At 73.0% G+C, this 25,796-nt stretch carries 21 protein-coding genes; 11 read left to right on the top strand and 10 right to left on the bottom strand.

The window, feature by feature from the left end:
* Positions 1–68: 68 nt before the first annotated feature.
* The 4 genes from DA085_RS07235 (at position 69) to DA085_RS07220 (ending at position 4,837) form a co-directional block, all read left to right on the top strand.
* Entirely contained in the window at positions 69–854 is a 786-nt protein-coding gene (locus DA085_RS07235; protein WP_109472272.1) for an IclR family transcriptional regulator, read from the top strand.
* Entirely contained in the window at positions 847–2,874 is a 2,028-nt protein-coding gene (locus tag DA085_RS07230) for an AMP-binding protein (RefSeq protein ID WP_109472271.1), read from the top strand. The genes DA085_RS07235 and DA085_RS07230 overlap by 8 nt, the downstream gene beginning before the upstream one ends.
* Before the next feature lie 99 nt (positions 2,875–2,973).
* The gene (locus DA085_RS07225) at positions 2,974–4,224 is read left to right on the top strand and encodes an amidohydrolase family protein (RefSeq protein ID WP_109472270.1); all 1,251 of its coding nucleotides are present in this window, start codon (positions 2,974–2,976) and stop codon (positions 4,222–4,224) included.
* Between the two features lie 4 nt (positions 4,225–4,228).
* Positions 4,229–4,837 (top strand): mismatch-specific DNA-glycosylase, encoded by a 609-nt coding sequence (locus tag DA085_RS07220; protein ID WP_109472269.1) that lies wholly within the window; start codon positions 4,229–4,231, stop codon positions 4,835–4,837.
* 52 nt (positions 4,838–4,889) lie between these two features.
* Here the strand turns inward: DA085_RS07220 and DA085_RS07215 are convergent, their stop codons facing one another.
* Entirely contained in the window at positions 4,890–6,995 is a 2,106-nt protein-coding gene (locus tag DA085_RS07215) for a RecQ family ATP-dependent DNA helicase (protein WP_109472268.1), read from the bottom strand.
* A 123-nt stretch (positions 6,996–7,118) separates the two neighbouring features.
* Between DA085_RS07215 and DA085_RS07210 the strand changes: the two genes are divergently transcribed.
* Genes DA085_RS07210 through DA085_RS07200 form a run of 3 tightly spaced genes read left to right on the top strand, consistent with a single transcriptional unit; the run spans position 7,119 to position 10,949 of the window.
* Positions 7,119–7,841, top strand: a complete 723-nt coding sequence (locus tag DA085_RS07210) for an HAD family hydrolase (RefSeq protein WP_109472267.1) — start codon at positions 7,119–7,121, stop codon at positions 7,839–7,841.
* The gene (locus tag DA085_RS07205; protein WP_109472266.1) at positions 7,838–10,366 is read left to right on the top strand and encodes a glycoside hydrolase family 65 protein; all 2,529 of its coding nucleotides are present in this window, start codon (positions 7,838–7,840) and stop codon (positions 10,364–10,366) included. Before DA085_RS07210 ends, DA085_RS07205 begins: the two co-directional genes overlap by 4 nt.
* Before the next feature lie 49 nt (positions 10,367–10,415).
* A complete protein-coding gene (locus tag DA085_RS07200; RefSeq protein WP_109472265.1) occupies positions 10,416–10,949 on the top strand; it encodes a hypothetical protein in 534 nt (177 codons plus the stop codon).
* 24 nt (positions 10,950–10,973) lie between these two features.
* Here the strand turns inward: DA085_RS07200 and DA085_RS07195 are convergent, their stop codons facing one another.
* Positions 10,974–11,393, bottom strand: a complete 420-nt coding sequence (locus DA085_RS07195; protein WP_109472264.1) for a LysM peptidoglycan-binding domain-containing protein — start codon at positions 11,391–11,393, stop codon at positions 10,974–10,976.
* 232 nt (positions 11,394–11,625) lie between these two features.
* Between DA085_RS07195 and lexA the strand changes: the two genes are divergently transcribed.
* Positions 11,626–12,381, top strand: a complete 756-nt coding sequence (gene lexA, locus DA085_RS07190; protein WP_109472263.1) for a transcriptional repressor LexA — start codon at positions 11,626–11,628, stop codon at positions 12,379–12,381.
* Positions 12,382–12,557: 176 nt separating this feature from the next.
* Here the strand turns inward: lexA and DA085_RS21560 are convergent, their stop codons facing one another.
* The 5 genes from DA085_RS21560 to DA085_RS07165 all read right to left on the bottom strand — a co-directional run bounded on the left by DA085_RS21560 (position 12,558) and on the right by DA085_RS07165 (position 18,749).
* Positions 12,558–14,228 (bottom strand): PRC-barrel domain-containing protein, encoded by a 1,671-nt coding sequence (locus tag DA085_RS21560; RefSeq protein ID WP_237565365.1) that lies wholly within the window; start codon positions 14,226–14,228, stop codon positions 12,558–12,560.
* Between the two features lie 289 nt (positions 14,229–14,517).
* Positions 14,518–15,294, bottom strand: a complete 777-nt coding sequence (locus DA085_RS07180; protein ID WP_154402125.1) for a helix-turn-helix transcriptional regulator — start codon at positions 15,292–15,294, stop codon at positions 14,518–14,520.
* A gap of 138 nt (positions 15,295–15,432) precedes the next feature.
* The gene (locus DA085_RS07175; RefSeq protein ID WP_237565364.1) at positions 15,433–16,767 is read right to left on the bottom strand and encodes a patatin-like phospholipase family protein; all 1,335 of its coding nucleotides are present in this window, start codon (positions 16,765–16,767) and stop codon (positions 15,433–15,435) included.
* 130 nt (positions 16,768–16,897) lie between these two features.
* Positions 16,898–17,962 (bottom strand): aminotransferase class V-fold PLP-dependent enzyme, encoded by a 1,065-nt coding sequence (locus DA085_RS07170; protein WP_109472261.1) that lies wholly within the window; start codon positions 17,960–17,962, stop codon positions 16,898–16,900.
* A gap of 76 nt (positions 17,963–18,038) precedes the next feature.
* Entirely contained in the window at positions 18,039–18,749 is a 711-nt protein-coding gene (locus tag DA085_RS07165; protein WP_109472260.1) for an AIM24 family protein, read from the bottom strand.
* Between the two features lie 107 nt (positions 18,750–18,856).
* Between DA085_RS07165 and DA085_RS21305 the strand changes: the two genes are divergently transcribed.
* Positions 18,857–19,279, top strand: a complete 423-nt coding sequence (locus DA085_RS21305) for a hypothetical protein (RefSeq protein WP_109472259.1) — start codon at positions 18,857–18,859, stop codon at positions 19,277–19,279.
* A gap of 30 nt (positions 19,280–19,309) precedes the next feature.
* On the opposite strand, the gene DA085_RS21930 is transcribed toward DA085_RS21305, so the two are convergent.
* Positions 19,310–20,086 carry a VOC family protein gene (locus DA085_RS21930; protein WP_109472258.1) on the bottom strand — a complete coding sequence of 259 codons (777 nt, stop codon included), beginning with the start codon at positions 20,084–20,086 and terminating at the stop codon, positions 19,310–19,312.
* Between the two features lie 194 nt (positions 20,087–20,280).
* Complete coding sequence (locus DA085_RS07150; RefSeq protein WP_109472372.1) at positions 20,281–21,348, bottom strand: pyridoxal-phosphate dependent enzyme; 1,068 nt, start codon at positions 21,346–21,348, stop codon at positions 20,281–20,283.
* Positions 21,349–21,497: 149 nt separating this feature from the next.
* Here DA085_RS07150 and DA085_RS07145 point away from each other — a divergent pair, with 149 nt between their 5' ends.
* Positions 21,498–22,442, top strand: coding sequence for a LysR family transcriptional regulator (locus DA085_RS07145; RefSeq protein WP_109472257.1), 945 nt, complete (start codon positions 21,498–21,500; stop codon positions 22,440–22,442).
* Positions 22,443–22,452: 10 nt separating this feature from the next.
* Complete coding sequence (locus DA085_RS07140; RefSeq protein WP_237565363.1) at positions 22,453–23,322, top strand: NAD-dependent protein deacetylase; 870 nt, start codon at positions 22,453–22,455, stop codon at positions 23,320–23,322.
* 80 nt (positions 23,323–23,402) lie between these two features.
* Here the strand turns inward: DA085_RS07140 and DA085_RS07135 are convergent, their stop codons facing one another.
* Positions 23,403–25,796, bottom strand: a complete 2,394-nt coding sequence (locus tag DA085_RS07135) for a ComEC/Rec2 family competence protein (RefSeq protein ID WP_237565362.1) — start codon at positions 25,794–25,796, stop codon at positions 23,403–23,405.

The following is a 25,796-nucleotide window of genomic DNA, read 5'->3' as shown; positions in this document are numbered from 1 at the left end:
ACCTTCACCGGAAAGTTATAACGGAGTATGGTTCACTTGCCGCAGCAGACGGAAGAGGAGGTGGGGCAATGAGCACGGGACGGGCCGAGACACCGCGCGTGGACGAGGCCGGCGCCGGGGGCCGCGGGGGCCTCGGGACGGTGCGCAACGCGGTCCGGCTCCTGGAGCTGCTGGGCGAGGGACCGGCCTACCAGCAGCTCACCGACCTGGCCGAGCGCTCGCAGATGTCGATCCCCACCGTCCACCGGCTGCTGCGCTCGCTGGTGCTCGCGGACCTGGTCGTGCAGGACCCTCGCTCCTCGAGGTACGGCCTGGGACCGGAGCTGACCCGCCTGTCCAACCACTACCTGTCGCGCCTGCCCCTGCTGGGCGCGCTCGGTCCCTATCTGTCCCAGCTGCGGGACCAGATCGGCAACACGATCCATGTCGAGACGCTGGTCCACGGTGAGGTCGTCTACGTCGACCGCGTCGACGGCACCGACCGCGGCCCCTACCGTGACACGCACCGGGTCGGACCGGCCCTGAGCTGCGCCGGGGGGCGCCTGCTGGCCGCCCGCGCCACGGACGAGGAGTGGCTCCGCGCCCTGGACCGGGCCGAGGAGACCGACCGGACCGCCGCCGACGAGTCGGGTGCCCGCGCGACCTGGGCGGCGGCCGACCACCTGGCCCACGAGCCGGACGACCCGACGCTGCCGGCCGAGGTTGCGGTGCCGCTGGTCGACGGTCAGGGTGTGACCGTGGCGGCGCTGGCCGCCAACCTCGACCGACCCGACGACGCCGAGGCCGTCGGCCGCGTCGCGGGCCACCTCGCCCGGGCGGCCCGCGCGGCAGGAAGGACCCTGGGGCATGCCTGAGGACCCCACCCCCTCCTCCTCCTCCTTCGACCGAGCGCACGGTGACCCGGAGAACAGCCCCACCGAGCGCGCGGTGGCCCGGGAGAACACCCCCACCGAGCGCGCGGTGGCCCGGGAGAACACCCCCACCGAGCGCGCGGTGGCCCGGGAGAACACCCCCACCGAGGGCACGGGACTGCGCACTCCCCCACCCGGCGACTGGGCCGAGGTGGCCGAGCTGATCACCTGGGACACGGCATACACCCAGCTGTGGGAGCCCGGCGACCGCTCGGGCCGCTGGTTCACGGGCGGCACGCTGAACCTCTCGGTCAACTGCCTGGACCGGCACCTGCCGGAGCGCGGTGACCGGGTGGCGGTGCACTGGGAGGGCGAGCCGGGCGACCGCCGGTCGATGACGTATGCCGAGCTGCACGAGCAGGTGTGCGCGCTCGCCCGGGCGCTGCGCGGCATGGGCGTGGGCGAGGGTGACCGGGTCGGTCTGCACCTGGGCTGGCTGCCGGAGACCGTCGTGGCGATGCTGGCCTGCGCCCGGATCGGGGCCGTGCACACGATCCTGCCCGCGCCGCTGCCCGTCGAGCCGCTGGCCGACCGTCTCGACCTGCTCGACCTGAAGGTGCTGTTCACCCAGGACGGGGCCTGGCGGCACGGGACGGTACTGCCGCTCAAGGCGCGCGCCGACGAGGCGCTCCTGGCCGGCGGTTCGGTGCAGCACACGATCGTGGTGCGGCGCACCGGCATGGACGTCGCCTGGTTCGAGGGCGACCGGTGGTACCACGACCTGGTCGCCGCGACCCGCCCCGGTCCCTCCGCGAGCGAGGGGACCGGAGACCCGTCCGCGCCCGTCGCCCTGGCGCCGGACCATCCCGTCGCGACGGTGCCGCTGGCCAACCGGGGCGGCCACCCGGTCTCGGTCGTCCACGGCACCGCGACGATGCTGGCGGGTGCCCTCGCCGTGCACCGTGAGCTGCGCACCGGCGGGGTCTTCTGGTGCGCCGGCGACATCGCGTGGGCGGTCACCCAGTTCCACGGGATCTACGGACCGCTGGCCTACGGCGACACGACCGTGATGTACGAGGGCACCCTCGACGTGCCCAGCCAGACCCGCGCCTGGGACATCATCGCGCGCTACGGCGTGGAGAGCATGGTCACCAGCCCCTCGGTCGTGCGCACGGTCCGCGGCTGGGCACGCGAGCTGCCCGAGGTCTCCGCCCTGCCCTCGCTGCGGCGGGTCACGACGGCGGGCGAACCGGTCGAGCAGGAGCTGGCGCAGTGGTTGAGCGAGGCGTTCGCCGCCCGGCACCTGAGGGTCTCGGACGCCTGGGGGCAGCTCGAGCTCGGCGGCGTCGTCCGGGTCACCGAGTCGGCCGGGACCCAGCGCGTGGGCGCGGACCAGATCCCGGGCACCCTGCCCGACTGCGGCCTGGACATCGTCGACCCGGACGGACGGTCGGTGCCCGACGGCGAGATCGGTGAGGCGGTGCTGCGCCTGCCGTGGGCCGGGACCATGGTCGGCGTCGAGGGGTCGGCGGCGGCCGTGGCCGACGCCCACTGGACCCGCCACCCAGGCAGCTACTCGACCGGTGACCTCGCGGTCCGCGACGGTGCCGGCGACGTGGCCTTCCTGGGACGCACCGACGACGTCGTCTCGATCTCGGGACAGCTCGTCTCCCTGCGCGAGGTGCGGGAGGTCCTCGCCGAGCACCCCTTCGTCGCGGGGGCCGAGGTCACCTGGCGCAAGGACCCCGAGCTCGGTCGGGCCCTCGTGGCCGCCGTCGCGCTGAGCGAGCAGGTCGGCCCCTCGCCCGACCTGGATGCCGTGGCGGTGGAGCTGATGGACGCGGTCCGCGAGGTGATGGGCGGCCTTGCCCGGCCGCGCGCGCTCCTGGTCGTCGACCGGTTCGGCGACGAGCTCGGCCGCACCGAGCGGGCCCGCGCCATCGCGACCCTGGCCACCCCCGACCGCGCCGGCTCCCCCCGCCAGGTCACCTGGGCCCAGATCCTCGCCGCCGCCGGCCAGTAGCCCGCGCCCCTCGGCATACAGACTCCGTCAGTCCCGGCACTGGGCCCTGCCGGCAGCCGGTGACGGCGGGCCGCCGCGCAGGGCGCTAACGTCGGTCAGATGACAGCCCCGAGCACCCCCGCACCGACCCTCGTCCGCGACGTCCGACCGTGGGGCGGCCCCCCGGTGGACCTGACCGTGACGGACGGGGTGATCACCGGTGCGTCCCCCACCGCGCCGTATGCCGAGGAGCCGGGCGGCCCTGCCGGTGCGCCGGCCACGGTGGTGGAGGGGCGGGGACGGCTGGTCCTGCCCGCCTTCACCGACGCGCACTGCCACCTGGACTCCAACCGGGTCGGGCTGCCGTTCCGCCCGCACACCGGTGGCCCCGGGGTGTGGACGATGATGCTCAACGACCGCGCGCACTGGCGGGAGGCGGAGGTCGGTCTCACCGAGCGGGTGACGAACCTGCTCGGGCTGGAGATCGCGCACGGCGCGACGACCGTCCGCTCCTTCGCCCAGGTCGACGTGGACGCCGGCCTGGAGCGGCTCGAGGCCGTCCTGTCCGCCCGGGAGACCCACCGGGACCGGGCGAGCGTGCAGGTCGTCGCCTTCCCGCAGGCGGGTCTGCTGCGCGAGGAGGGGTCGGCGCAGGTGCTGGAGGACGCCCTGCGTGCCGGCGCCGACGTGGTCGGTGGCATCGACCCGTGCACGCTGGACCGCGACCCGGTGCGCCACCTGGACATCGTCTTCGGCCTGGCCGAGAAGTACGGCCGTCCCGTCGACATCCACCTGCACGAACCGGGCGACCTCGGCCTGTTCAGCGCCGACCTCATCGTCGAACGGACCCTGGCGCTGGGCATGCAGGGCAACGTGCTGATCTCGCACGGCTACGCGCTGTTCGACGACCCGACGAAGGTCGGGGGCCTGCTGGAGCGGCTGGCCGAGGCGGACATCGCGATGGCCTCGGTCGCCCCGGGCGGGAAGTCACGCGTGCCCGTCGACCAGCTGACCGGGGCGGGGGTGCGCGTCGGGCTCGGCCAGGACGGGCAGCGCGACTACTGGTCGCCCTACGGCAACGGCGACATGCTCGACCGCACGTGGCAGCTGGCCTTCACGATGGGCCACCGGGCGGACGACCTGATCGAGCACGCGGTCGCCGTCGCGACGCGCGGCGGCCGCTCGATCGTCGACCCCACGGTGCCGCGCCTGGCGGGCACCGACGACCGGCCCGGGGTGGCGGTCGGCGACCCGGCCGACCTGGTCCTGGTCGCGGGCGAGACGGTCACCTCGGCGGTCATGGACCGGCCCAGCGACCGCACCGTCCTCCGGGCCGGGCACGTCGTCGCCGACGGGCTCGAGCTGGTCTGAGACCGTGCCCACCTCCCGACCGCCGACCCGGCGCTTCACCCGGGACGAGCTCGAGTCGTTCCGGGGCCGCGAGGTGCCCGACCTGCTCCCGCGCGGCACCGGTGCGGCCGCACCGCCGGTGCGACTGATGTTCGTGGGCATCAACCCGGGACTGTGGACCGCCGCGACGCAGACGCACTTCGCCCACCCGGGCAACCGGTTCTATCCGGCACTCCTCACCGCGGGCATCCTCACGCGGCGCATCGACCCCTCGGCGGGGATGACCGACGAGGACCGGGCGCAGGTGCTGGCCCGGGGTGTCGGCATCACCAACCTGGTCCGCCGGGCCACCGCGCGCGCCGACGAGCTGACCGCCGAGGAGCTGCGCGAGGGCGCGGCGCGGCTGAGAGCGACCGTGCGCCGGGTGCGGCCCGACGTGGTCGCCGTCGCCGGCGTCACGGCCTACCGCGCTGCGTTCGGGGTGCGCCGGGCGGCGGCCGGTGAGCAGCCGGGCGACCTGGAGGGTGCCCGGCTCTGGGTGGTGCCCAACCCCAGCGGCCTGAACGCCCACGAGACCGTGGCCTCGCTGGCGGTGGCCTACGCCGAGCCCGCCCGCGCGGCCGGCGTGATCTGAGCAGCCACCTGCGGCGGCCCGATCCCTGTGCACCTGAGGTGCCGGTGAGAGCTCACCCCGCCTGCGCCAGGACCAGCGGCAGCACCTGCTCGGCACCGGCCAGCCGCAGCGTCCGGGCGGCGACCGTCATCGTCCAGCGCGAGTCGACCAGGTCATCGACCAGCAGCACCGGACCCCGCAGACCGCCGAGCTGCTGCGCGAGCTCGGGGCCGACGGCGAACTGGTCCCAGACGGCGGCGAGGCGGAAGGCGCTGTTGCCGCCCGACTCCCCCGTCGGCCCGCCGTTGGTGGCGGTGAGCTCACCCAGATAGGGCAGCCGACCGAGCTCGCCGATCCGCCCGGCGAGGGAACCGACCAGCTGCGGGCGCTGCCGGGACGGCACGGACACGATCGCGACGGGTCGCTGGGCCCAGTCCCAGTCGGCCAGCACCTTGGTGACCGCGTTGACGATCTGGTCCGGCACCGTGGTGTCGGGCCCCTGGACCAGCTCGCGGACCCGCTGCCCCCACCCGAGGTCGGACACCCTGGCCAGCGCCCGACCTATGGCCATGGCCTCGCCGGCCGCGATCTTGCCGCGGACCGGCACCCCGAGCCGGTCCATCCCCGTGGGCCACTGGGCGCGCGGCTCGACCGGCACACCGACCCGCGCCAGCTGGCCCATCGCCAGGTCAACGGCCTCGGCCGGGACGTCCGTGGGGCACCAGACGCCGGCGCACACGTCGCACCGGCCGCAGGGTGCGGCGGTCGCGTCGTCGAGGCACTGCTGGAGGAAGGCCATCCGGCAGGTCCGGCCTCGCTGGTAGTCGAGCATCAGCTGCTGCTCCCGGTCACGAGCCTCTGCGACCCGCTCGTAGCGCACCGCGTCGTAGGTCCACGGCTGCCCGGTGGCCACCCAGCCGCCCTGGACCTTCTCCACGGCGCCCTCGACGTCGAGCACCTTGAGCAGCAGCTCCAGCCGGGTGCGGCGCACGTCGACCTGGGTCTCCAGGGCAGCGGTCGACAGCGGCCGGGAGGCGGCCGCGAGCGCGGTGAGCACCGCGTCGGCCTGCTCCTGGCGGGGCATGGCGGCGGAGGCGAAGTAGGCCCAGATGTTGCGGTCCTCGACGCCCGGCAGCAGCAGGACGTCCGCCCGCTCCGTGGCGCGCCCCGCGCGGCCGACCTGCTGGTAGTAGGCGACCGGGGAGCTCGGCGCCCCCAGGTGCACGACGAACCCCAGGTCGGGCTTGTCGAAGCCCATCCCGAGGGCACTCGTGGCCACGAGGGCCTTGACCTCGTTGTCCCGCAGCCGTCGCTCCAGCTCGAGCCGGTCGGCCGGGTCGGTCCGCCCCGTGTAGGCCGCCACGGTGTGGCCGGCGCGGGTCAGCGTCGCCGCCAGGTCCTCGGCCGCCGACACCGTCAGGGCATAGACGATGCCGCTGCCGGGCAGGTCTCCCAGGTGCGCGACCAGCCAGGCGATCCGTCGCTCCGGCGTCTCCAGCTCCAGCACGCCCAGGCGCAGCGAGGCCCGGGCCAGCGGCCCGCGGATCGTGCTGACCTGCCGCGCCGAGCCGTCGGCCCCCACCGAGAGCTGCTCGACGACGTCGTGCACCACCCGCTCGTTGGCGGTGGCCGTGGTGGCCAGCACCGGGGTGTCGGCCGGCAGCCCGGCCAGCAGGGTCCGGATCCGGCGGTAGTCCGGACGGAAGTCGTGACCCCAGTCGCTGATGCAGTGGGCCTCGTCGACGACCAGCAGCCCGCAGCGCGCCGCGAGGTCGGGCAGCTGCTCCTCGCGGAAGCGGGGGTTGTTCAGCCGCTCCGGGCTGACCAGGAGCACGTCCACGGAGTCCTCGGCGAGCTGCTGCCGCACCGCGCCCCACTCCTCCGCGTTGGCCGAGTTCATCGACACCGCCGTGATCCCGGCACGTCGGGCCGCCTCGATCTGGTCGCGCATCAGGGCGAGCAGCGGCGAGACGATGATCGTCGGCCCGGCCCCCTGCTGACGCCGCAGGGCGGTGGCCACGAAGTAGACGGCGGACTTGCCCCACCCGGTGCGCTGGACCACCAGGACGCGCTCCCGCCGGTCCACCAGCGCCTCGACCGCCTCGAGCTGACCATCGCGGAAGTCGGCGTCGTCGCGCCCGACGAGCCGCCGGAGTGCCTGCAGCGCCTGTTCTCTCATGCACCCCACGCTACGGTCCCCCGCCGACACGAGCGGCGCCCCGTCCACAGGGCACCCGCCGGGCCACGCGCGGCGGTTCGGTGGGCACCGCTCCTGCTCCTGCTCTCACCTAGGCTGGGCCGCGTGCAGTGGGACAACTACGACGCAGCCCTGTTTGACCTGGACGGAGTCCTGACGCCGACCGCCGAGGTGCACATGAGCGCCTGGGCCCGGATGTTCACCGACTTCCTGACCGCGCGGGGGGTGAGCGAGCCCTACACCGAGGACGACTACTTCGCGCACATCGACGGCCGTCCACGCTACGAGGGTGTGGCCGCCCTGCTGGAGTCCCGCGGGATCGAGCTGCCGGAGGGCTCTGCCGAGGACCCGCCGACCGCCGAGACCGTGTGTGGCCTCGGCAACCGCAAGAACGAGCTGTTCACGGAGGTCCTGCGCAGCGACGGCATCCAGGCGTATGCCGGGTCGCTGGCCCTGCTGGACCACCTCGAGCAGGTGGGGGTGCGGATGGCAGTCGTCTCCTCCTCCAGGAACGCGCCGGAGGTGCTGGAGGCGGCCGGGATCGCCGACCGGTTCCCGGTCGTCGTGCACGGTGGGGTCGCCCAGGAGCAGCAGCTGGCGGGCAAGCCCCGCCCGGACACCTATGCGTATGCGGCGGAGCAGCTGGGTGTGCCCACGTCCCGGTCCGTGGTGCTCGAGGACGCGATCAGCGGGGTGCAGGCGGGCGCCGCGGGTGACTTCGGACTGGTCGTCGGCGTGGACCGCGGCGCGGGTGCCGAGCCGCTGCGGGAGAACGGTGCCGAGGTGGTCGTCCAGGATCTCGCCGAGCTGATCGGAGAGCGCTCATGACGCAGACCCGTCACCGGGCCGACGAGAGCGACGCCCCCGTCGGGCAGCACGAGCGGCCGCTGCTCGAAGCCCCTGTCGACCCCCTGGACCGGACCCGTTTCCCGGCCGAGGAGTGGCGACTGGTCGAACGCGCCTACGACAACGCCGACCTGGGCGTGACCGAGACGATCTTCGCGGTCGGCAACGGCTACCTGGGGATGCGCGGCAACGTGGAGGAGGGCCGCGACACCCACACCCACGGCACCTTCATCAACGGCTTCCACGAGACCTGGCGCATCCAGCACGCGGAGGAGGCCTATGGGCTGGCCCGCGTCGGCCAGACGATCGTGCACGTGCCGGACCCGAAGGTCATCAAGCTCTATGTCGAGGACGAGCCGCTGCTGCTGGCCGACGCCGACCTCGAGGAGTACGAGCGCTCCCTGGACTTCCGTGACGGTCAGCTGCGTCGCTCCCTCATCTGGCGCACCTCGTCCGGCAAGCGCGTGCGGGTGACCACCAGCCGGATGGTCTCCTTCGCCGAGCGGCACCTGGGCCTGATGTCGATGGATCTGGAGCTGCTCGACGGGGACGCTCCGATCGTCATCTCCAGCCAGCTCCTCAACCGCCAGGACGGCTTCGACGAGTACCACGTGCCCTCTGCCGCGATGGGCGAGGGCGTGGACCCGCGCAAGGCCGAGGGCTTCGACCGGCGTGTCCTGGACCCGCAGCACCACTCGACCCAGGACGGACGCGCCGAGCTCGGCTACGTCTGTGCCGAGTCACGGATGACCCTGGCCGTGGCGGTCGACCACGTGATGGAAACCGAGAACCCGTACACCACCGAGGTGCTCGCCGAGCCGGACAGCGCCAAGCAGGTCTTCCGGATCGAGGCCCGCCAGGGCCACCCGATCCACCTGGAGAAGTTCGCCGTCTACCACACCTCCCGGGGCGTGCCGGTGCGCGAGCTGATCGACCGCTGCCGCCGCACCCTGGACCGGGTGCGCGCCGACGGCCTGGAGCACCTGCAGCAGGAGCAGCGGGACTGGCTGGAGGACTTCTGGTCCCGCGCGGACGTGCGCGTCCCGGGTCAGCCGGCCGTGCAGCAGGCGATCCGCTGGAACCTCTTCCAGCTCGCGCAGGCGTCCGCACGGGCCGACACCGCCGGGATCGCGGCCAAGGGCGTGACCGGTTCGGGCTACGGCGGCCACTACTTCTGGGACACCGAGGTCTACGTCATGCCGTTCCTGACCTACACCTCCCCCCAGACCGCGCGCAACGCCCTGCGGTTCCGGCACAACATGCTCGACGCGGCACGTAGCCGCGCGCGGGACATGTCCCAGGAGGGGGCACTGTTCCCGTGGCGCACGATCAACGGCGCGGAGGCCTCGGCCTACTTTGCCGCCGGCACGGCGCAGTACCACATCAACGCCGACGTGGCCCACGCCCTGGTGCAGTACGTCAATGCGACCGGTGACCGCCGGTTCCGCCTGGAGGAGGGTCTGGACATCCTGGTCGAGACGGCCCGGATGTGGGCCGACCTGGGGTTCTGGGGCACCAACGGTGACGCGGCCTTCCACATCCACGGGGTCACCGGCCCGGACGAGTACACGACCGTCGTGGACGACAACCTGTTCACCAACGTGATGGCCCGGGCGAACCTGGTCAGCGCCGTCGAGGCGGTCACCGAGCTGCGCGCCTCGGACCCGCGGGACTACGCCCGAGCGGTCCAGCGGCTGGGCCTGACCGACGGGGAGGTGACCGCGTGGCAGCGCGCCGCCGATGGCATGTTCATCCCGTTCGACGAGGCACTGGGGGTGCACCCGCAGGACAAGCACTTCCTGGAGCACGAGGTCTGGGACCTGCCGCAGACCCCGGCCGACAAGCGGCCGCTGCTGCTGCACTTCCACCCGCTGGTGATCTATCGCTTCCAGGTCATCAAGCAGGCCGACGTGGTGCTGGCGATGTACCTCGCCGGGCAGTCCTTCACGCCCGAGGAGAAGCGGGCGAACTTCGAGTACTACGACCCGATCACCACCGGCGACTCCAGCCTGTCGGCCGTGGTCCAGTCGATCATGGCCGCCGAGGTCGGCTACCACGAGATGGCTCTGCGCTACTTCTATGACAGCCTCTTCGTCGACCTGGCGGACCGCCACGGCAACACCGCGGACGGCGTCCACGTGGCGTCCACCGGTGGCGCGTGGGGCAGCCTCGTCGGCGGTTTCGGGGGCATGCGGGACCACGACGGCATGCTCCGGTTCGACCCGCGGCTGCCGGACGACTGGGCAGAGCTCGGCTTCGGGCTGTGCTGGCAGGGGTCCCGGCTGGAGGTCGTGGTCCGCGCGACGGACCTCCGCCTGCGGGTGACCGACGGCGTGCCCATCGAGGTCGACGTGCGGGGCGAGACCGTGCAGGTGGGCGCCGAGGACGTCGTGGTGCCGCTGGACGGCATGGGACCACGCATCGACGGCATCCTCCCGCCGACCCCCGTCGTGGGTGCTCACACGCAGGAAGGACAGCGACTCATCTCGGCAGCGCCTCGCGACTGAGCGAGGGGCGCGTGGGGCGTTTTGCATCGTGGTGTGGTCGACTGGACCCATGACCGAACAGAACGACAGTGCCTTCGAGGGGGCCGCCGCCACCCCGGAGCCTGCCCCTGAAGAGTCCCTCGGCGCCTCGCCGGAATCGGCCGCGGATGCCGTCCCCGCGTCGCCCGCGCCGAGCGAGACCGATCGGCTGGCCGCACAGGTCACGGGACCAGAGGACCAGGTCGGGATGGCTGCCCTGTGGCGCCTCACCATGGGGCTGGACCACTGGTGGTTCATCGCCGTCGGCGATGAGGGTGCGGAGTCGCCAGCCGCCGCCGAGATCGACGGCCAGCTCATGCTGCTGACGTTCACGACATCGGAGCGGGCACGTGACTTCGCCGTCAAGCAGGAGATGATCGGCCCCGCCGACGACCTCAATGCGATCGCACTCCCCCCGGCCGAGGTGGTCCAGTCCAGTGCGGCCTACAGCAGCGCCGGGATCCACGGCCTCATGTTCGACCCCCACATCAGCGGCTTCTTCATCCCCAGCGAACAGCTGCCCATCGTGTGGGACGCGGTGACCAGCACCCGCGCCTCCGAGTAGCCCACCCGACGGGTCCCCACCCGGTCAGGGCCGCGGGATCTCCAGCTCAGCACCGGCCTGGATGTGCAACGAGTTCAGGCCGTTCGCCAGCTGGATCTGCACGATCGCCCGGTCGACCGGCAGCTCGGGCAGCTCTGTCACCGCGATCTGCGACAGGGTCTGTCCGGGCTGCACCACGACCGTCTGCCCGCCGTCGGCCGCGGCCGGGAACATCCCGAGCGCGGCCACCACCGCGAGCACCAGAACCGTCGCCACGGTCAGGGTCACCGTCAGCCGACCGCGGCGGGTGAGCACCAGCCCGCGCGAGGGCCGGGCGGCACGTGCCGACACGGGCGCGGTCTCACCGGGAGCCACCACCCGCAGGTGGTTGCGGCGGCGCGGCGACCGACCCGCCGGCACGGGCTCGAGGTCCTGCAGGATGTCGTGCAGTGCGATGGCGCTCATGGTCCCTCCGTCTCTGCCGGTCCGAACGCCTGTGCGATCGGACGCATGTTCCATGTGTAGCACAGTCGTACGAACTTGTCGACACGCCATATCGAACGGGTGTTTGCCTGCCCATTCGAAAGCTCGTACGATGTGACCACGTGAAATACCTAACCAGGGACCACTGACAAAGCTCTGACCTGCTGGTTCAGTGCAACGCGAGGGTTCCGGCAGCGAGAGGGGCAGGACGACGATGGCTGACATTCACGACCTACCAGAGCGCGACGGACGCGCGGACCTGACCGTTCGACAGGCGACGGTGCTGCAGGTCATCCGCGACTCCGTGGACCAGCGCGGCTATCCGCCGAGCCTGCGCGAGATCGGTGAGGCCGTGCAGCTGGCCTCACCGTCCTCCGTCGCCTACCAGCTGCGGATGCTGGAGCGCAAGGGCTACCTCCGCCGCGACCCCAACCGACCGCGCGCCATCGAGGTGGTGCTGCCCGGCGGCGAGGAAAGCACCGCGCCGGGCTATCGCCGGCACGCTCCCGCCCAGCAGCAGGCGGACCAGTCCGCCGCAGACGCCGGGGGCGCCCGGATGGACTACGACGAGACCGGGATCGGCGACGCCCGTCCGGAGGCGTCCTACGTCCCGGTGGTCGGCCGCATCGCCGCCGGTGGCCCGATCCTGGCCGAGGAGGCCATCGAGGACGTCTTCCCCCTGCCCAGGCAGATCGTCGGGGACGGTGAGCTGTTCCTGCTCAAGGTGGTCGGTGACTCGATGATCGATGCCGCCATCTGTGACGGCGACTGGGTCGTGGTCCGCCGTCAGCAGGACGCGATCAACGGTGACATCGTCGCGGCCATGCTGGACAACGAGGCCACCGTCAAGACGTTCAAGCGCACCAACGGCAAGCTGTGGTTGCTGCCGCACAACGAGGCCTACGACCCCATCGACGGCGACGACGCCGTGGTCCTGGGCAAGGTGACGGCGGTCCTGCGCCGGGTCTGAGCCACGCGGCGCCTCCCCGCACCGACGCGGTGCGGGTGCCCGGAGTGCGTCCTCTGAGCTGGTGCCGCCTGCCGGTCCTCCCCCCTCCCGGCGGGCGGCACCTATGCCACGACAACGCCGCCCGACCCCATCGGTCGGGCGGCGCTGTCGTGCGTCAGGGGCAGCCGGTCAGTGCGTCAGAGCGCGCCGCGCGCCTGGTTGAGACGCTCCCGCTCCTCGTCCGTCATCTCGGTGCCGTCGCGGTCCGGGCGGTAGCCCTGGGCGCCGAAGGCCTCCGGCTCGCCGTCGCCGTCACCGGTGTCGGTCCCGGACTCCAGGGTCGCGTCCGAGGGCGCGTCACCGGTGTCGGCCCCTGCCTCCAGGGTCTCGTCCGCGGGGGCCGTCCCGGCGTCGTAGGGAACCTCCCGGTCGGCGGCGAGCTCCGCACCGGGCTCGGCATCCGTGATCGGCGACCCGGTCTCTGCGCCGGGCACCTCGTAGGCCGTGGTGCCGGTCTCACTGGCCGCGTAGCCGGCCGCCGCGCCGCCGGCCACGGCACCACCGGCCACCGCGCCCCCGAGGGCGGCGCCGCCGAGTCCTGCGCCGGAGTCCTCCTCAACATCCTCGGGGTAGCCCGTGCCCGTCTGACCGGGGGCGCCGGTCACTGCGTCGTCGGTCGCCGTCCCGGCGCCGGCCGTGGGCTCGACGTTCTCGTAGGGGCTGTACTCGCCCGCTGTCGAGCCCGGCTCCGGCGGTGCCTCGCTGCCGACCGGCTCCACCGTGCCGAACGCGTCCGCATCGCCAGCCGCGGCATCGGCGTCGGCGGTGTAGACGGCCTCCTCCTCCACGGTCTGGTCGATCACCGGCTCACCCTCCGCTCCGGCTGCGACACCCTCACCCGCGGGGGCCGTCGTCGCGTGGTGGCCCTCGTAGGCCGAGGAGTGCGCGGCCGGACGGTCGGAGGCGTACCCGGACCGGGCGACCCGGGTGGGCTCCTCGTCGGCCGGGTCGCTCGGCGGCACCGACCAGGTGGTGGAGACCGGCTCCTCGGGTGCCTCCTCGGCCGACCAGTCCTCCTGGGCAGCCGGGTTCTCCTGCTGGTAGGTCGCGTGCTGCGTCTCGTCCCAGTCGGGGTCGCGCGGGCTGGGCGTGTGCTGGCCCCCGGGTGTCGTGCCCGCACCGGCGTCAGAGCCGACGGGCTCCGCACCGGCCGCCGTGTCGGTCGCGGGCAGACCCGCAGCCGGGTCGGAGCCTCCCGCCACCGGAGCGCTGTCGGGCGCCGCGGCCTCGTCACTCCGGGGCAGCCCACCCGTCGCTGCTCCCATGCCTGCACCGGGCGCGCTCATCTCGTCGCTACCGCCGGGCGTCGTGTACTCACTGGTGACCGCCCCCTCCTGGTAGTCGGTGGTGAGCTCCCCCTCCTGGTCACTGGAGGTCACTCGCGCCGGCTCGCTCTCCGAGCGCGCGTCATACAGGTCCTCGGCCGTCTGCTCGCTTCCGAAGGTAGCCGTCGGGTCGGCCTCACCGGTCGACTCTCCCCCGGCCGCTGTGGGCCGCTCCGCCCCGTAGTAGCTGTACAGCGTGGACTGCTGGCTGTCGTCGAGGTGGTTCTCGGCATCGACCCGCGGAGCGTCCTTGATGAAGTCCTTGGTGTAGGGCACCCGGATGTTGCCGCCTGCGACGTCCGCGCCGCTGAGCGGGACGAAGGACTCGCGCAGGCCGAACAGCCCGCTCTTCACGCTCACCCACGCCGGTTGACCGGTGGCGTCGTCCAGGTAGATCTGACCCACTCCGCCGACCTTGTCGCCGTTCTGGTCGATGACGTCGGCGTCAGTGAGACTTGCAAGGTGTTCGCTGTTGATGGGCACGTGCACTCTCCTTGCTCGGGTCCCGGCCATGGCGCCAGGATCATTCCGAACGTAGCCCCCGGTGACGGTGGGCGCCACCGGAGTCGGAGCTGGTGCACCTCGGAGAAGTGCCGGACGGTGCTGCCCCGGGAAGAGGCACCGCCCGGCACTTCCACGGGCTCGGGATCCGGCCCGTTCCCCGTCGCGGGTCCCGGTCTCCCGGGTACCACCCTGCCCTGCCTACCCACTTCCCGCATCATCCTCAGGAATGAACCTTGACCGCCTCAGGGACGACGGCCGGGGACGGGTGTCAGGACAGATCGACCGGGGCACCGGCGATCACACCGAGGGTGTGGGCACGGTTGACGGCGCTGAGCCGGTCACTCACACCGAGCTTGTCGTAGATGTTGCCGAGGTGACGGTGCACGGTGCGGGTGGAGCAGCCCGCCTTGCGGGCGATCACCGTCGCCTTGTAGCCGTGCGCCAGCAGCTCCAGCACCTCGACCTCCCGACTGGTGAGCCCGGCACCGTGGACGGCGTCCGGCTCGGCGACCTGCTGGGTATGCCGTGGCAACCGCAGGAGCATGCCGAGCCCCGTGACGACGGGCTGGACGGCGCGCAGCAGCGCCAGGTCCTCCTCGGTGAAGTCCGGGCCGGCGCGGCCCACCATGAAGACGACCACGTCCGAGCCTCCGTGGACGGGGAGGGTGGCGACCTGGTCGATCCCGAAGGTGACCATGACGCTGGCGCGGGTGCCGGACTGTCGCCAGGCGTCCGCGCCGAAGGCACGGGCGGCGGTGGTGGGCGTCAGGTCGCCCAGGAGCACCGGGGCCAGGAGCGGGTCGGCGAGCTGGTTGCGGACCTGCTGACGCATGTGGCCCTGCGTGCCCGGGGTCAGTCGGCGACCCAGCACCTGGATGTCCAGGTGCGTCACGTCGGCGCGGATGAGGAGCCCCAGGCTGGCGTGCAGCTCGGGGATCAGGATGTCCACGATGGCATCGACACGGTCTTCGAGGTGCTCCGGCGCCAGGGATACCGCTGTCACCATCTCCACCACGACCGCGAGCGGGTCACGGGTGCTCAGCACAACCTTGATTGTGGCGCAGATCACGCGCGATGTAAACGACTATCCTTCCGGACGAAGCGCCATGGGGCCGGCCGCGGCCCGGCACCGGAGTCGGCGTCCAGCCTCGGCGGGGCCCGGAGCAGGCGTCGGCGTGGTGTCTCAGCGCCGACCCAGCGGACGCAGCTGGCCCGAGTCGCGCAGCACCCGGCGCACGGTGACGGGGTCGGCCACCTCGGGGTGCGGGAGCTCGAACCCGGCGGGACGGGCGACGAGCTGGGGGCTGTGCCGGTGCACGGAGGCGTCGGCCACCGCGTACCCGTGCCGCTCCAGGATGTGCTGCTCGGCCGGCCGGAAGGCGTCCAGGTCGGTGCGCACCTGGTTGATCTGGTCAACCAGGTCTGCCGGGTAGCTGGCGCGCTCACCTGGGAGGGGGCCGTGCCCGGGGACCCGGGAGACGGTGTTGGTGGACTCCAGTGACCAGGTGGCACCCTGCAGCAGACCGGCGGAGAAGCTGGCGCGCAACCAGCGCAGCCGGGTCGTCTGCTGTCCCGAGCCGGCGATCGAGAGCGTGTGCCAGAGCCGGCCCACCAGGGAGCCTGCCGGGCGGGAGCGGAACACCGCCCCGCCGTCGCTGACGAGCACGGCGGCGTGGTCGGACCACACCGGCTCGACGCCGAGGTTGTCGTAGATGCCACCGTCGGCCAGCTGGATCCGCGAGAGGAGGCCGTGCGCCACCTGCGGCGCCTCCGCGGGGTCGGGCACGCCACCCTGCAGGGCGAGCGTGCGCCCGTCCAGCTCCATCGGTGGGAAGAACGGAGGGTAGGCGCACGAGGCGGCCACCGCGTCGGCGATGCGCAGACCCGGCGGCGGAGCGGCATACCCGAGGCGGTGGTCCCCGATGCGCCCGCGGGGTGCCACCGAGCGGGAGTCCGCGAAGACCCAGCTCACGCCGTAGCCGATCTCGGTGGCGGAGGTCAGGATCACCGGGCCAGAGCGGTCGTTGTAGCGCAGGTCGGTCGACCACCAGGGCACGATCGCGGCCATCTGCTCGGCCAGGTTCCCGACGCTCGCGTCGGGCCGGGCCCAGCCGCTGGGCCTGATCCGCGAGAGCAGCGCCGGCGTGCGGACGTTGCGCCCGGTCAGCCGGCGCAGCGGCTCGGCCACGCACTCCTCGAAGCCGACGACCGGTGCCGCCGGTCCGTCCGGGTCCGGCCACTGCAGTCGGGGGTCCGCGAGCAGGTTGGCCACGATCGCGCCGCCCGAGACCGCACTGATCGTCCGGAGCCGGCCGAGGATGCCGAGCTCGTTGAGCCGACGGGTGGCCCCGAGGTGGAACAGGGCCGCCCGGAACCCGCCGCCGGAGAGACACAGGGCCGTTCCGTGGCGTGGGCCGGGCGCCGACGGGCCGTGGTGTGCCGTGGCCCGCGCGGCGTCCATCTGCGCGGCCTGAGGGTCCCCCGGGGTGAGGGGAGGCTGGGGCTGGTGGTGCAGCACGGCCCCAGGCAACCGTTGTCGCGTGACCAGATGGTGAACACCACGCTGACCGTCAGGTGTCCACCGGGCGATCGTCCGGGGTGCGACCCGGAGTGGCGCCCTAGCGAGACACGGCACCGTGCCTCGCTGCTCAGGCGATCGCGGTGGACACCAGGTCCACGTCGTCCTCGGTGTTCCACAGGTGGAAGGCCAGTCGCACCCGTTCGGCACGGGTGGCACAGACGACGCCCGCGGCCTGCAGACGGTCGGCGCGGGTGCCGTCCGGGTCCTCCAGGCACACCACGGGTCGGGCGCACGGCTCCGCGCCGATGCGGTCGCGCAGCAGGTTGGCGAGCCGGACGTCGTGGTCACGCACCTGCGCGAGGTCGAGCCCGGCGAACACCTCCCCCGCCGCGGCAGCGCCCAGCCAGCAGAGCCAGGCCGGCGAGACGTCGAAGCGACGCGCGTCCCCGGCCAGTGTCATGTCCGGGCCGTAGACGCTGTCCCAGACCGACGCCCCGGCATACCAGCCCGCGTTGTTCGGGACGATCGCCTCCGCCACCTCCAGCCGCACGGTGAGGTAGGCCGTGCCGCGCGGCTGGCACAGCCACTTGTAGCCCGCGCACACAGTGAGGTCGAACGCTCCCGCGTCGACCGGCATCCAGCCTGCCGCCTGGGTCAGGTCGCACAGGGTCAGCACGCCGTGCGCGGCCGCGGCGGCAGTCACGGCGGCGACGTCGGCCAGCTCTCCCGTGCTGCTCTGGGCGAGGCTGAAGGCCACGAGGTGGGTGGAGGGGCGGATCTCGGCGGCCAGCGCCGACAGCGGCACGTGGCGGACCGTCACTCCGCGGTGCGCCTGCACCATGAAGGGGTAGGTGACTGAGGTGAAGTCGCCTGTGACACAGAGGATCTCTGCGCCGTCGGGCACCGAGGCGGCGACCGTACCGACGAGGACGGAGGTCTGCGAGCCGATGGCGACGGTGCCGGTCGGGACGCCCACGAGCTCGGCATACTGCGCCCGTGCCGTCTCGGCCAGCTGGCCGTACTCGACCGCACTGGCCTGCCCCGACTGCCACTTCCCCAACGCCTCCTGCAGCGCACTGACGACCGCGCGCGGGGGGAGGCCGAGGGTTGCCGCGTTGAGGTAGCCGGGCACCGGCTGCCAGAGCGTGTGCACCCGGTCGGTCAGGGGAGAACGGTCCGCCACAGTGGTCATTCCCCCACTGTGACGGACAGCGGTCGGTTACACAACGCCATACTTGTTGCAGAATGACTAACAGCGCGTTATCCCGTCACCCTCCGAAGAGTCCGCCGCTGCTGGTCTTCTCCGTGGCGCCGGTGACGACCCCCTCGGACGGCTGGACCAGGACGTGGCCCTGACCGCCGAAGGCCATCTGCAGCATCTCGCCCGTGCCGCCGCGGACGAGGGACTTCAGACCGCCGGTGTCGACCCTGATGTCCATCGTCACCCCGGAGGTCCACAGGACGACCGCCTGCGCGTCACCGAAGGTCGGGGCGCTCGCGACGTCCAGCGCGACCGGCTCACCGTGCGTGGTGACGGCGACGTAACCGGTCCCGCGCAGCGTCACGTTGTAGAGGCCACCGGTCATCATGCCGCCGCGTGCCTGGATCCGGTGGATGTCCCACTCGATCGAGGCCGAGAAGGCGAGCACGCTGTTGCCGTTGACCGACACGGAGTCGTTCTCGAGGTAGAAGACCTGGATGTCCGCGGCGTCGTGCGCCAGGAACAGCTCGCCCTGGCCGGTGCACTCCATGAGGTCCACACCCTCACCGGTCACGGCCGACTTGAGCAGCTTGTTCAGACCGCCGGAGCCGCGGTTCCTGAAGGTGATGGAGCCCTGGTAGGCCACCATGGATCCGGTGCGCGCCCAGACCGGGCCGTAGCCCATCGAGACCTTCAGCAGCTTCTTGTTCTGCTGGACGAACGGGTCGGTCGCCTGGTTCTCCGCGTGCTCACTGAACAGCTTGCCGTGAATCGCCATCTGTCGTCTGCTCCCTCGCTCAGGCCGGGGCGCGCCGCGCCGTCCGGCTCCCGATGACCCCTGACAGAACCGTCACGGGTTGTTCTGCGGGGGCTATGCTCCCAGTCATGGGATTCCTGGACAAGGCCCGGGCCGCAGCGAGTGATCTGGCCACCAAGGCGGACACGGCGCTGAGCCAGGCATCGGCGAGCTGGAGCGGCGCAGGGGACGCCGAGCGCCTGCTGCGTGACTACGGTCTGCTTGCCTGGCGCGAGCAGCACGGGCAGCCGGTGGACCCGGCCGACCTCGCCCGGGTCCGCGGCGGCCTGCAGGCACTGGAGCAGGAGGGGCGGCTCGCGGGCCTGCAGCTGCAGACCGCGCCTCCCCCGCCGCCTCCCGGCGGGGCCTCGGCGCCTCCGCCGCCCGGTGGGTTCTCCTCGCCCTCGCCGCCCGGTGGGCCCTCGGCTCCGCCGCCCGGTGGGCCCTCGGCACCGCCGCCTCCGGGTGGGTTCTCCTCGCCACCACCACCCCCTCCTCCGCCAGGCTTCTGACCTGACCCTGCGTTTGCGCGGACCGGGTCGTCAGTCGCGCGCGATCACCGAGAGCACGTTGCCGGCCGGGTCGGTGAACCACGCGATGAGCGGTCCGCCGCCGGTGTGGATGCCGAGCTCGTCCTGCTCCATGTCCTCGTAGCGCTCGAAGGTCACGCCGCGCTCGGTGAGGGCGCGCACGCTCGCGGCCACGTCGTCACTGGGGAAGTTGAGGACCGTGTAGGTCGCGGGGGTGTGGTTCGGCTTGGGGTAGAGCAGCACGCCGCGATCACCCAGCTTCAGGGTCAGCATGTCCATCGGGCCGCCCTGGCGCTCCACCGGGATCCCGAGCACCCGCCCGTAGAACTCCTCGGCGGCATCCAGGTCGTTGACGGAGAAGCCCGAGAAGGCGTCGTCGGTCCCCAGGCCGGCGGCCGTGGCCGCGGGCTGGTCCGTCATCTCGGCACGGTGCTGGGGACTGAGCTGGATGATCTGCACGTAGTTGCCGTCGGGGTCCTGCGCCGTGGCGAACAGGCTGCCGTCCCGGTCCTCCAGCGGCGCGACCCACGTGGTGCCGGCGTCCTCCATCCGGGCCACGACGGCGCGCGCGTCCTCGACGTCGAAGTTGATGAGCGTCCGGGCCGGGTCGGGGTGGGTGGCCTGCACGTCGTCGCGCGCGTCCAGGAAGAGCCAGAACCCGGCGTACTCCAGGATCCGGTAGTTGTCCTGCCGCTCGTCCCGCTTCGGCGGGAGCACGGTGGTGTACCAGCGGTGCAGGCGGTCGGGGTCGGTGGTGCCGAGCATCAGGCTTCCGAGTGTGGTGTCCATACCTGTGCCGACCGCCGGCCGCCCGCGAACTCATCGGCACCGACCGTTCCCGACCCTCGGAGTCCGCCTGCCGTCGCACCGGTGCTCTCAGGCGACCGGGAGCTCCGCCCGCACCGCGTGCACATAGGAGGCGACCCCGGCCGTGAGGATGTCGTCGTTGAAGTCGTAGTCGGCGCTGTGCAGCGGGGTGCTGGTCACGCGGAGTCCAGACCCTCGGTGGACAGCAGGACGACGACGGCGTCCTTCGGCAGGTCGAGATCGGCCCGGCGCGACGGGTCGCTCAGCGCGGCGCGCACGCCGGCCAGGGTCGCGGCACCGCAGGGCCCGGACGAGACGCCGAGGTCCTCCAGCTCCCGGGAGGCGGCGAGCGCCTCCGCGTCGGCGACGGTCACGGCGGCGTCGCAGCCGTCGCGCAGCACGGGCCAGGCCAGGCCGGAGACCGTGCCGCAGTTGAGGCCGGCCATCACGGTGTCGGCGGTCGGGACGGAGGACGGTATGCCGTGGTGCAGGCTGGCGAGGACGCACGCGGCGGTGTCCGGCTCGACGGAGAGCACCCGGGTGGGCGCCGCGGCGGGGACCCCCACCTCGCTACCGGGGAGCTCGCGCCGGTAGTGGGCGACGACCGCCTGGGCGAGGGACCCCACACCCACGGGGACGGCGACGAGGTCGGGCTGTCGCCCGAGCTGTTCGTCCACCTCCTCGATGAGGGTCTGGTAGCCCTCGACGATCCACTGCGGCACCTGCTCGAAGCCCTCCCAGGCGGTGTCCTGCACCAGCTCGCGCTCCGGGTCCGCGGCGGCGTAGTCGGCGGCGTAGTCGGCGGCGGCGCGGACCGCCTGGTCGTAGTCACCGTCGACGCGGACGACCTCCGCGCCCTCGGCTGCGATGTGCGCGGCGGTGCTCTCGGGCATCACCTCGGGCACGAAGATCGTGGCCGTCGTGCCCAGTTCCCGGGCCGTGCGCGCGACCGCCCGCCCGTGGTTGCCGTCGGTGGCGGTCACCAGCGCGGCCCCCGGGGTGCGCGTCACCACCTGGTGGCAGGCCCAGGAGGCGCCGAGCACCTTGAAGGCGGGCAGACCGAGCCGGGCGGACTCGTCCTTGACGAGCACGCGGCCCACTCCGAGCTCGACGGCCAGCGCAGGGAGGTCCACGAGCGGGGTGGGTGCGAAGCCGGGCAGGGTGCGGTGGAACTCGCGGGCGGCGCTCCTGCCGGCCGCGAGGGACCACCGGCGGGCGGCGGGACTGCTGAACCACGACGTCATGCCGCCAGTGTCCGCACTGAGACCGTTCGGGTCCAGCGCCTGGAGTCGGTGATCACCGTGGCGAGTGTCCGGATCGTCACGGAAGGCACAGTGCTCGACCCACCGTCGTAGTGAGGACTGCTGCATAAGGTGCGGTTATCCTTGTCTGCATGTTTGACGTCGCAGGTTTACGCGTGATGCGTGCGATCGCCGCCGAGGGCAGCTTCACCGCCGCCGCACGGTCGCTGGGGTACACCCAGCCGGCGATCTCCCAGATGGTGCGCCGCCTCGAGCAGCGGACCGGCACGGTCCTGGTGGAGCGGTCCGGTCGGACCGTGCGCCTCACCGAGGCCGGCTCCGTGCTGGCGCGCCACGCCGTGCAGGTGCTGGCGGCGCTGGACAACGCCGAGGCCGAGGTGGCGGCCATCGCGGGTCTGGAGAGCGGCCGGGTCCGCCTCATGGCGTTCCCGTCCTCCTCCGCCACGCTGGTCCCGACCGCCCTGGCGCGGGTCAAGGCGGCCCACCCCGGCGTGACGGTCCAGTTCTCCGAGGGCGAGCCGCCGGAGTCCCTGGCGGCCCTGCGGGCCGGCCTCTGTGACCTCGCCGTCGCCTTCACCTACGACGGCACGGACGCCGGCCGGGGCGAGGACGACCTGGAGGGGCTGGAGGTCATCGACGTCCTCGACGACCCGGTGACCGTCGCGCTCCCCGCCGGTCACCCGCTCGCCGACCGTGAGGTCGTCCGCCTCACCGACCTGCGTGACGAGCAGTGGATCGCCGGCTGCCCGCGCTGTCGCGGTCACCTGCTCGCGCTGTGCGACGACGTCGGTTTCCACCCGGAGGTCAGCTTCGAGACCGAGGACTACGTCGCGGTGCTGGGGCTGGTGGCGGCGGGGCTCGGGGTGGCCCTGGTTCCCCGGCTGATCCTCGCCTCGGTCTCCCACCCCGAGGTCCGCACCCTGGCGCTCGAGCCGCGGTCCAGCCGCTCGGTCCAGGTGGTCACCACCTCCGACCTGCTCCGGGTCCCCGCCGTCCGGGCGACCGTGGACGCACTGTGCGCCAGCGCACGGGACCTGGACCTGGCTGAGCCCGTGGGCCCGCGGGCCCGCTCCTAGGATCGGTGTCGTGGCTCTCGCGACCGTGCTGCCGCCGCCCGTCCCGGTGGACGAGGCGGACTACCGCCGCCTCCGTGACCTGGTGGCCGCCGGTGGCGTCACCGTGCTCACCGGTGCCGGCATGTCGACGGCCTCGGGAATCCCTGACTACCGGGGGCCGGACGGGTCCCGTCGGGTCCAGCCGATGCAGTATGCCGAGTTCCTGGGTTCTGCGGAGAACCGTCGCCGTTACTGGGCGCGCAGCTATGTCGGCTGGGCCAGGTTCCGGGCGGCCGGGCCCAACGAGGCGCACCACGTGGTCGCGGACCTGCAGCGCGGTGGCCAGGTCGAGGAGCTGATCACCCAGAACGTGGACGGCCTCCACCAGGCGGCCGGGTCACGCGATGTCATCGAGCTGCACGGCAACCTCAACGTCATCGTCTGCCTCACGTGCGAGGAGCGTTTCGACCGCGTCGAGGTGCACCGGTGGATCGCGGAGGCCAACCCCGGGTTCAGCGCCGAGAGCGAGGAGATCCGCCCCGACGGCGACATCGTCCTGGCGGCCCAGGACTTCGCGGACTTCCGCCTCGTCCGGTGTGTCACCTGCGGCTCGGACCTGCTCAAGCCGGACGTCGTCTTCTTCGGGGGCTCGGTCGCCAAGCCGCTCGTGGAGCGGGCCTACGCCGCCGTCGAGTCGGCCGACGCCCTCCTGGTCCTGGGCTCCTCGCTGCAGGTGATGAGCGGGCTGCGCTTCGTCAAGCGCGCCCACGCCCTCGGCCTACCGGTCGCCCTGGTCACCCGGTGGCCGACCCGCGGGGACGCGTGGGCCTCCCTGCGCATCGACGGCCTGCTCCAGGACGTCCTCCCCCGGCTGCGGGCGGACTGCCTACAGCTGGCCTAAGGCGCTCCGACATGGAGCGGCTGAGACCTCGTCTCTATGAATGTCCCTGTCTGCAGGCGAGGATCCCCGCATTCCTGTCGCTACTTCAGCGTCGTCACACCCAGTCCCGCCTCGTCCAGCACCAGCGCGTAGCTCCCGTCCCGGTCGGTGCGCAGCACCACGGTGCCCGTCTCGGCGAGCATCGCCAGGGCGGTGCGGCTCGGGTGCCCGAACGTGTTGTCCTCGCCCACGCCGATCAGCGCCACCGCCGCTGCGGCACCGGTGACCAGTGCCTCGTCCTGCGCGGCGCTGCCGTGGTGGGCGACCTTGAGCACATCGAAGCGTTGCCCGGTGAGCGCCCGACGGACGCCCCGTGCGGCAGCGGGCTCGATGTCGCCGGTGAAGAGCACCCGCACGCGGTCCAGCCCGCCGCCGCCGGGAGCGATCCCGGCCGCCGATGTCCCTGGTGGTGCCGCGACGGTCAGGTCCAGGACGATGCTGCCGTCATTGGCGCCGAGCGACAGACCACCGGCCTCCTCGGCCGGTGGCCACACCACGTCCGCACTCACCTGGCCCGAGTCGCCCCAGACGAGTCGGTCGCCGGCGGCGACGGCATACGTCGGAATGCCCGCCCCGGCCAGCTGCTCCAGCACGTCCGCCGCCTCGGCAGGTGGGTCGCGCACCGGCGTCACGTAGGCGGCGGCGACCGGGATCCGCCCGACCACGGCTTCCAGGCCCCCGATGTGATCGGCGTGGAAGTGGCTCAGCACGAGCGCGTCCACCTGCCGGACGCCGAGCAGGTCCAGGCACGCGGAGAGCAGTTGCGGGTCGGGACCGGTGTCGACCAGGACGACCCGGCCCGGCCCGGTGGGCACGGCGAAGGCGTCGCCCTGGCCGACGTCACAGCCGGCGACCACCCACCCGTCCGGTGGCCAGCCGTGCCGTCCGGGAGTCGGCCACAGGACAGCGAGGCACAGCAGGACCGCCGACCACGCCAGCCGCGGGCGGCGCGCGGCGTGCCAGCGCAGCCAGGGGCCGGCCGCCAGCACTGCCACGGTGAGCGCCGTCAGCAGCCAGGCACCGACCACACCCTCGACCCACCCGATCGACCCCATCGGCACGGTCGCCCCCCAGCGGGCCACCGCGCCGATCAGCCAGGCGGGCAGCGCTGCGAGCCAGGCGACGACGACACCGGCCGGCAACCAGAGCGCCCCGGCCAGGGCCGCGCCGATCCCGGCGATCGTGGTGGGCGCGACCAGGGGTGCGGCCAGCAGGTTGGTCAGCACGGCCACCGTGCTGACCGTGCCCTGGAGCAGCACGATGACGGGTGCACAGACCACCTGGGCCGCCAGCGGTATGGCGATCGCGTCCCCGAGCAGGGACAGTCGCCGAGGCAGGTGGCCGGCGATCGCGTCGCCCCAGGGACGGGCGAAGACGACCAGCCCGAGCGTGGCCAGGGTCGACAGGGCGAAACCGTGGGACCGGGCCAGCCACGGGTCCCAGCAGAGGAGGACCAGCACCGCTGTCGCGAGCGCCGGCAGGCTCGCTGCCCGGCGCGAGGAGCTCAGCCCGATGAGGCCGACCACGCCCATCGCGCCGGCGCGGAGCACGCTGGGCTCCGGACGGCAGAGCAGGACGAATCCGATGAGGCACAGCAGCGCCACGGCCGGCCGCCACCGGCGGGGCACCCCGGTCCACCCGCACAGCAGGACCGCGGCCCCGAGGACGATCGCCACGTTTGATCCGCTGACGGCACTGAGGTGCGACATGCCCGTCGCCAACATGGCATCCGACAGGTCGCTCGGCGTGAGAGACGTGTCCCCGATGACCAGGCCGGGGATCAGCGCCCGGGCGTCGACCGGCAGCGGGTCGACCGCCTGCCGCAGCCGGTCACGCACGTGCTCTGCTCCCGCGAGGACCGGCCCGGTGCTGGTCAGCACGGTGGGACGGTCCAGCGGCGTCGCCACCGCGACGGCGGAGTCGCCCGCGTCCGGTGGTCCGAGGCGTGCGCGGGTCGTGACCGTGCCCCGCCACGGGACGTGCTGCCAGGTCGTGTCGGCGAAGACGACGACGGGTGTGCTGACCCGGCTCGCCTCTCCCCGCCCCTCGACCCGCCGGATGCGCAGCTCCAGGACGACGAGATCCGGCCGTTCGTCGCCCCGGTCGATCACCCGCGGCTCGGTGAGCACGGTGCCGGTGAGCGTGACCACGGCGCGCTCCACCGCCAGTTGCGGGACGGTGCCCGCCTCGTCGGTGGCGCGGTGCGCCGCGCCCGAGAGCAGCGCGAGCGAGACCGCCACCAGACTCAGCGCGAGGATCTCGCCGAGCCCGCGCCAGCGTCCGCGACGCCACCCCGTCACGCGACGCTCCCCCGTGACCTGACGCCGCCCCGGGGCGTCGCGGGCGCGGAGCACTCGAAGGACGACTGCCGCCGCGAGCAGGCAGCCGACGCCCACGACCAGCTGGGTGCGGGCGCTGTGGACGACCAGGCCCAC

The organism is Ornithinimicrobium cavernae, from assembly GCF_003121625.1.
Lineage (GTDB): Bacteria > Actinomycetota > Actinomycetes > Actinomycetales > Dermatophilaceae > Ornithinicoccus > Ornithinicoccus cavernae.
This window is presented reverse-complemented; position numbering and strand designations above follow the sequence as displayed.

Coding starts and splice junctions, on each gene's coding strand:
- DA085_RS07235 (WP_109472272.1), top strand. CDS start 69: ATGAGCACGGGACGGGCCGAGACACCGCGCGTGGACGAGGCCGGCGCC.
- DA085_RS07230 (WP_109472271.1), top strand. CDS start 847: ATGCCTGAGGACCCCACCCCCTCCTCCTCCTCCTTCGACCGAGCGCAC.
- DA085_RS07225 (WP_109472270.1), top strand. CDS start 2,974: ATGACAGCCCCGAGCACCCCCGCACCGACCCTCGTCCGCGACGTCCGA.
- DA085_RS07215 (WP_109472268.1), bottom strand. CDS start 6,995: ATGAGAGAACAGGCGCTGCAGGCACTCCGGCGGCTCGTCGGGCGCGAC.
- DA085_RS07205 (WP_109472266.1), top strand. CDS start 7,838: ATGACGCAGACCCGTCACCGGGCCGACGAGAGCGACGCCCCCGTCGGG.
- DA085_RS07200 (WP_109472265.1), top strand. CDS start 10,416: ATGACCGAACAGAACGACAGTGCCTTCGAGGGGGCCGCCGCCACCCCG.
- DA085_RS07195 (WP_109472264.1), bottom strand. CDS start 11,393: ATGAGCGCCATCGCACTGCACGACATCCTGCAGGACCTCGAGCCCGTG.
- lexA (WP_109472263.1), top strand. CDS start 11,626: ATGGCTGACATTCACGACCTACCAGAGCGCGACGGACGCGCGGACCTG.
- DA085_RS07170 (WP_109472261.1), bottom strand. CDS start 17,962: ATGACCACTGTGGCGGACCGTTCTCCCCTGACCGACCGGGTGCACACG.
- DA085_RS07165 (WP_109472260.1), bottom strand. CDS start 18,749: ATGGCGATTCACGGCAAGCTGTTCAGTGAGCACGCGGAGAACCAGGCG.
- DA085_RS21305 (WP_109472259.1), top strand. CDS start 18,857: ATGGGATTCCTGGACAAGGCCCGGGCCGCAGCGAGTGATCTGGCCACC.
- DA085_RS21930 (WP_109472258.1), bottom strand. CDS start 20,086: ATGGACACCACACTCGGAAGCCTGATGCTCGGCACCACCGACCCCGAC.
- DA085_RS07150 (WP_109472372.1), bottom strand. CDS start 21,348: ATGACGTCGTGGTTCAGCAGTCCCGCCGCCCGCCGGTGGTCCCTCGCG.
- DA085_RS07145 (WP_109472257.1), top strand. CDS start 21,498: ATGTTTGACGTCGCAGGTTTACGCGTGATGCGTGCGATCGCCGCCGAG.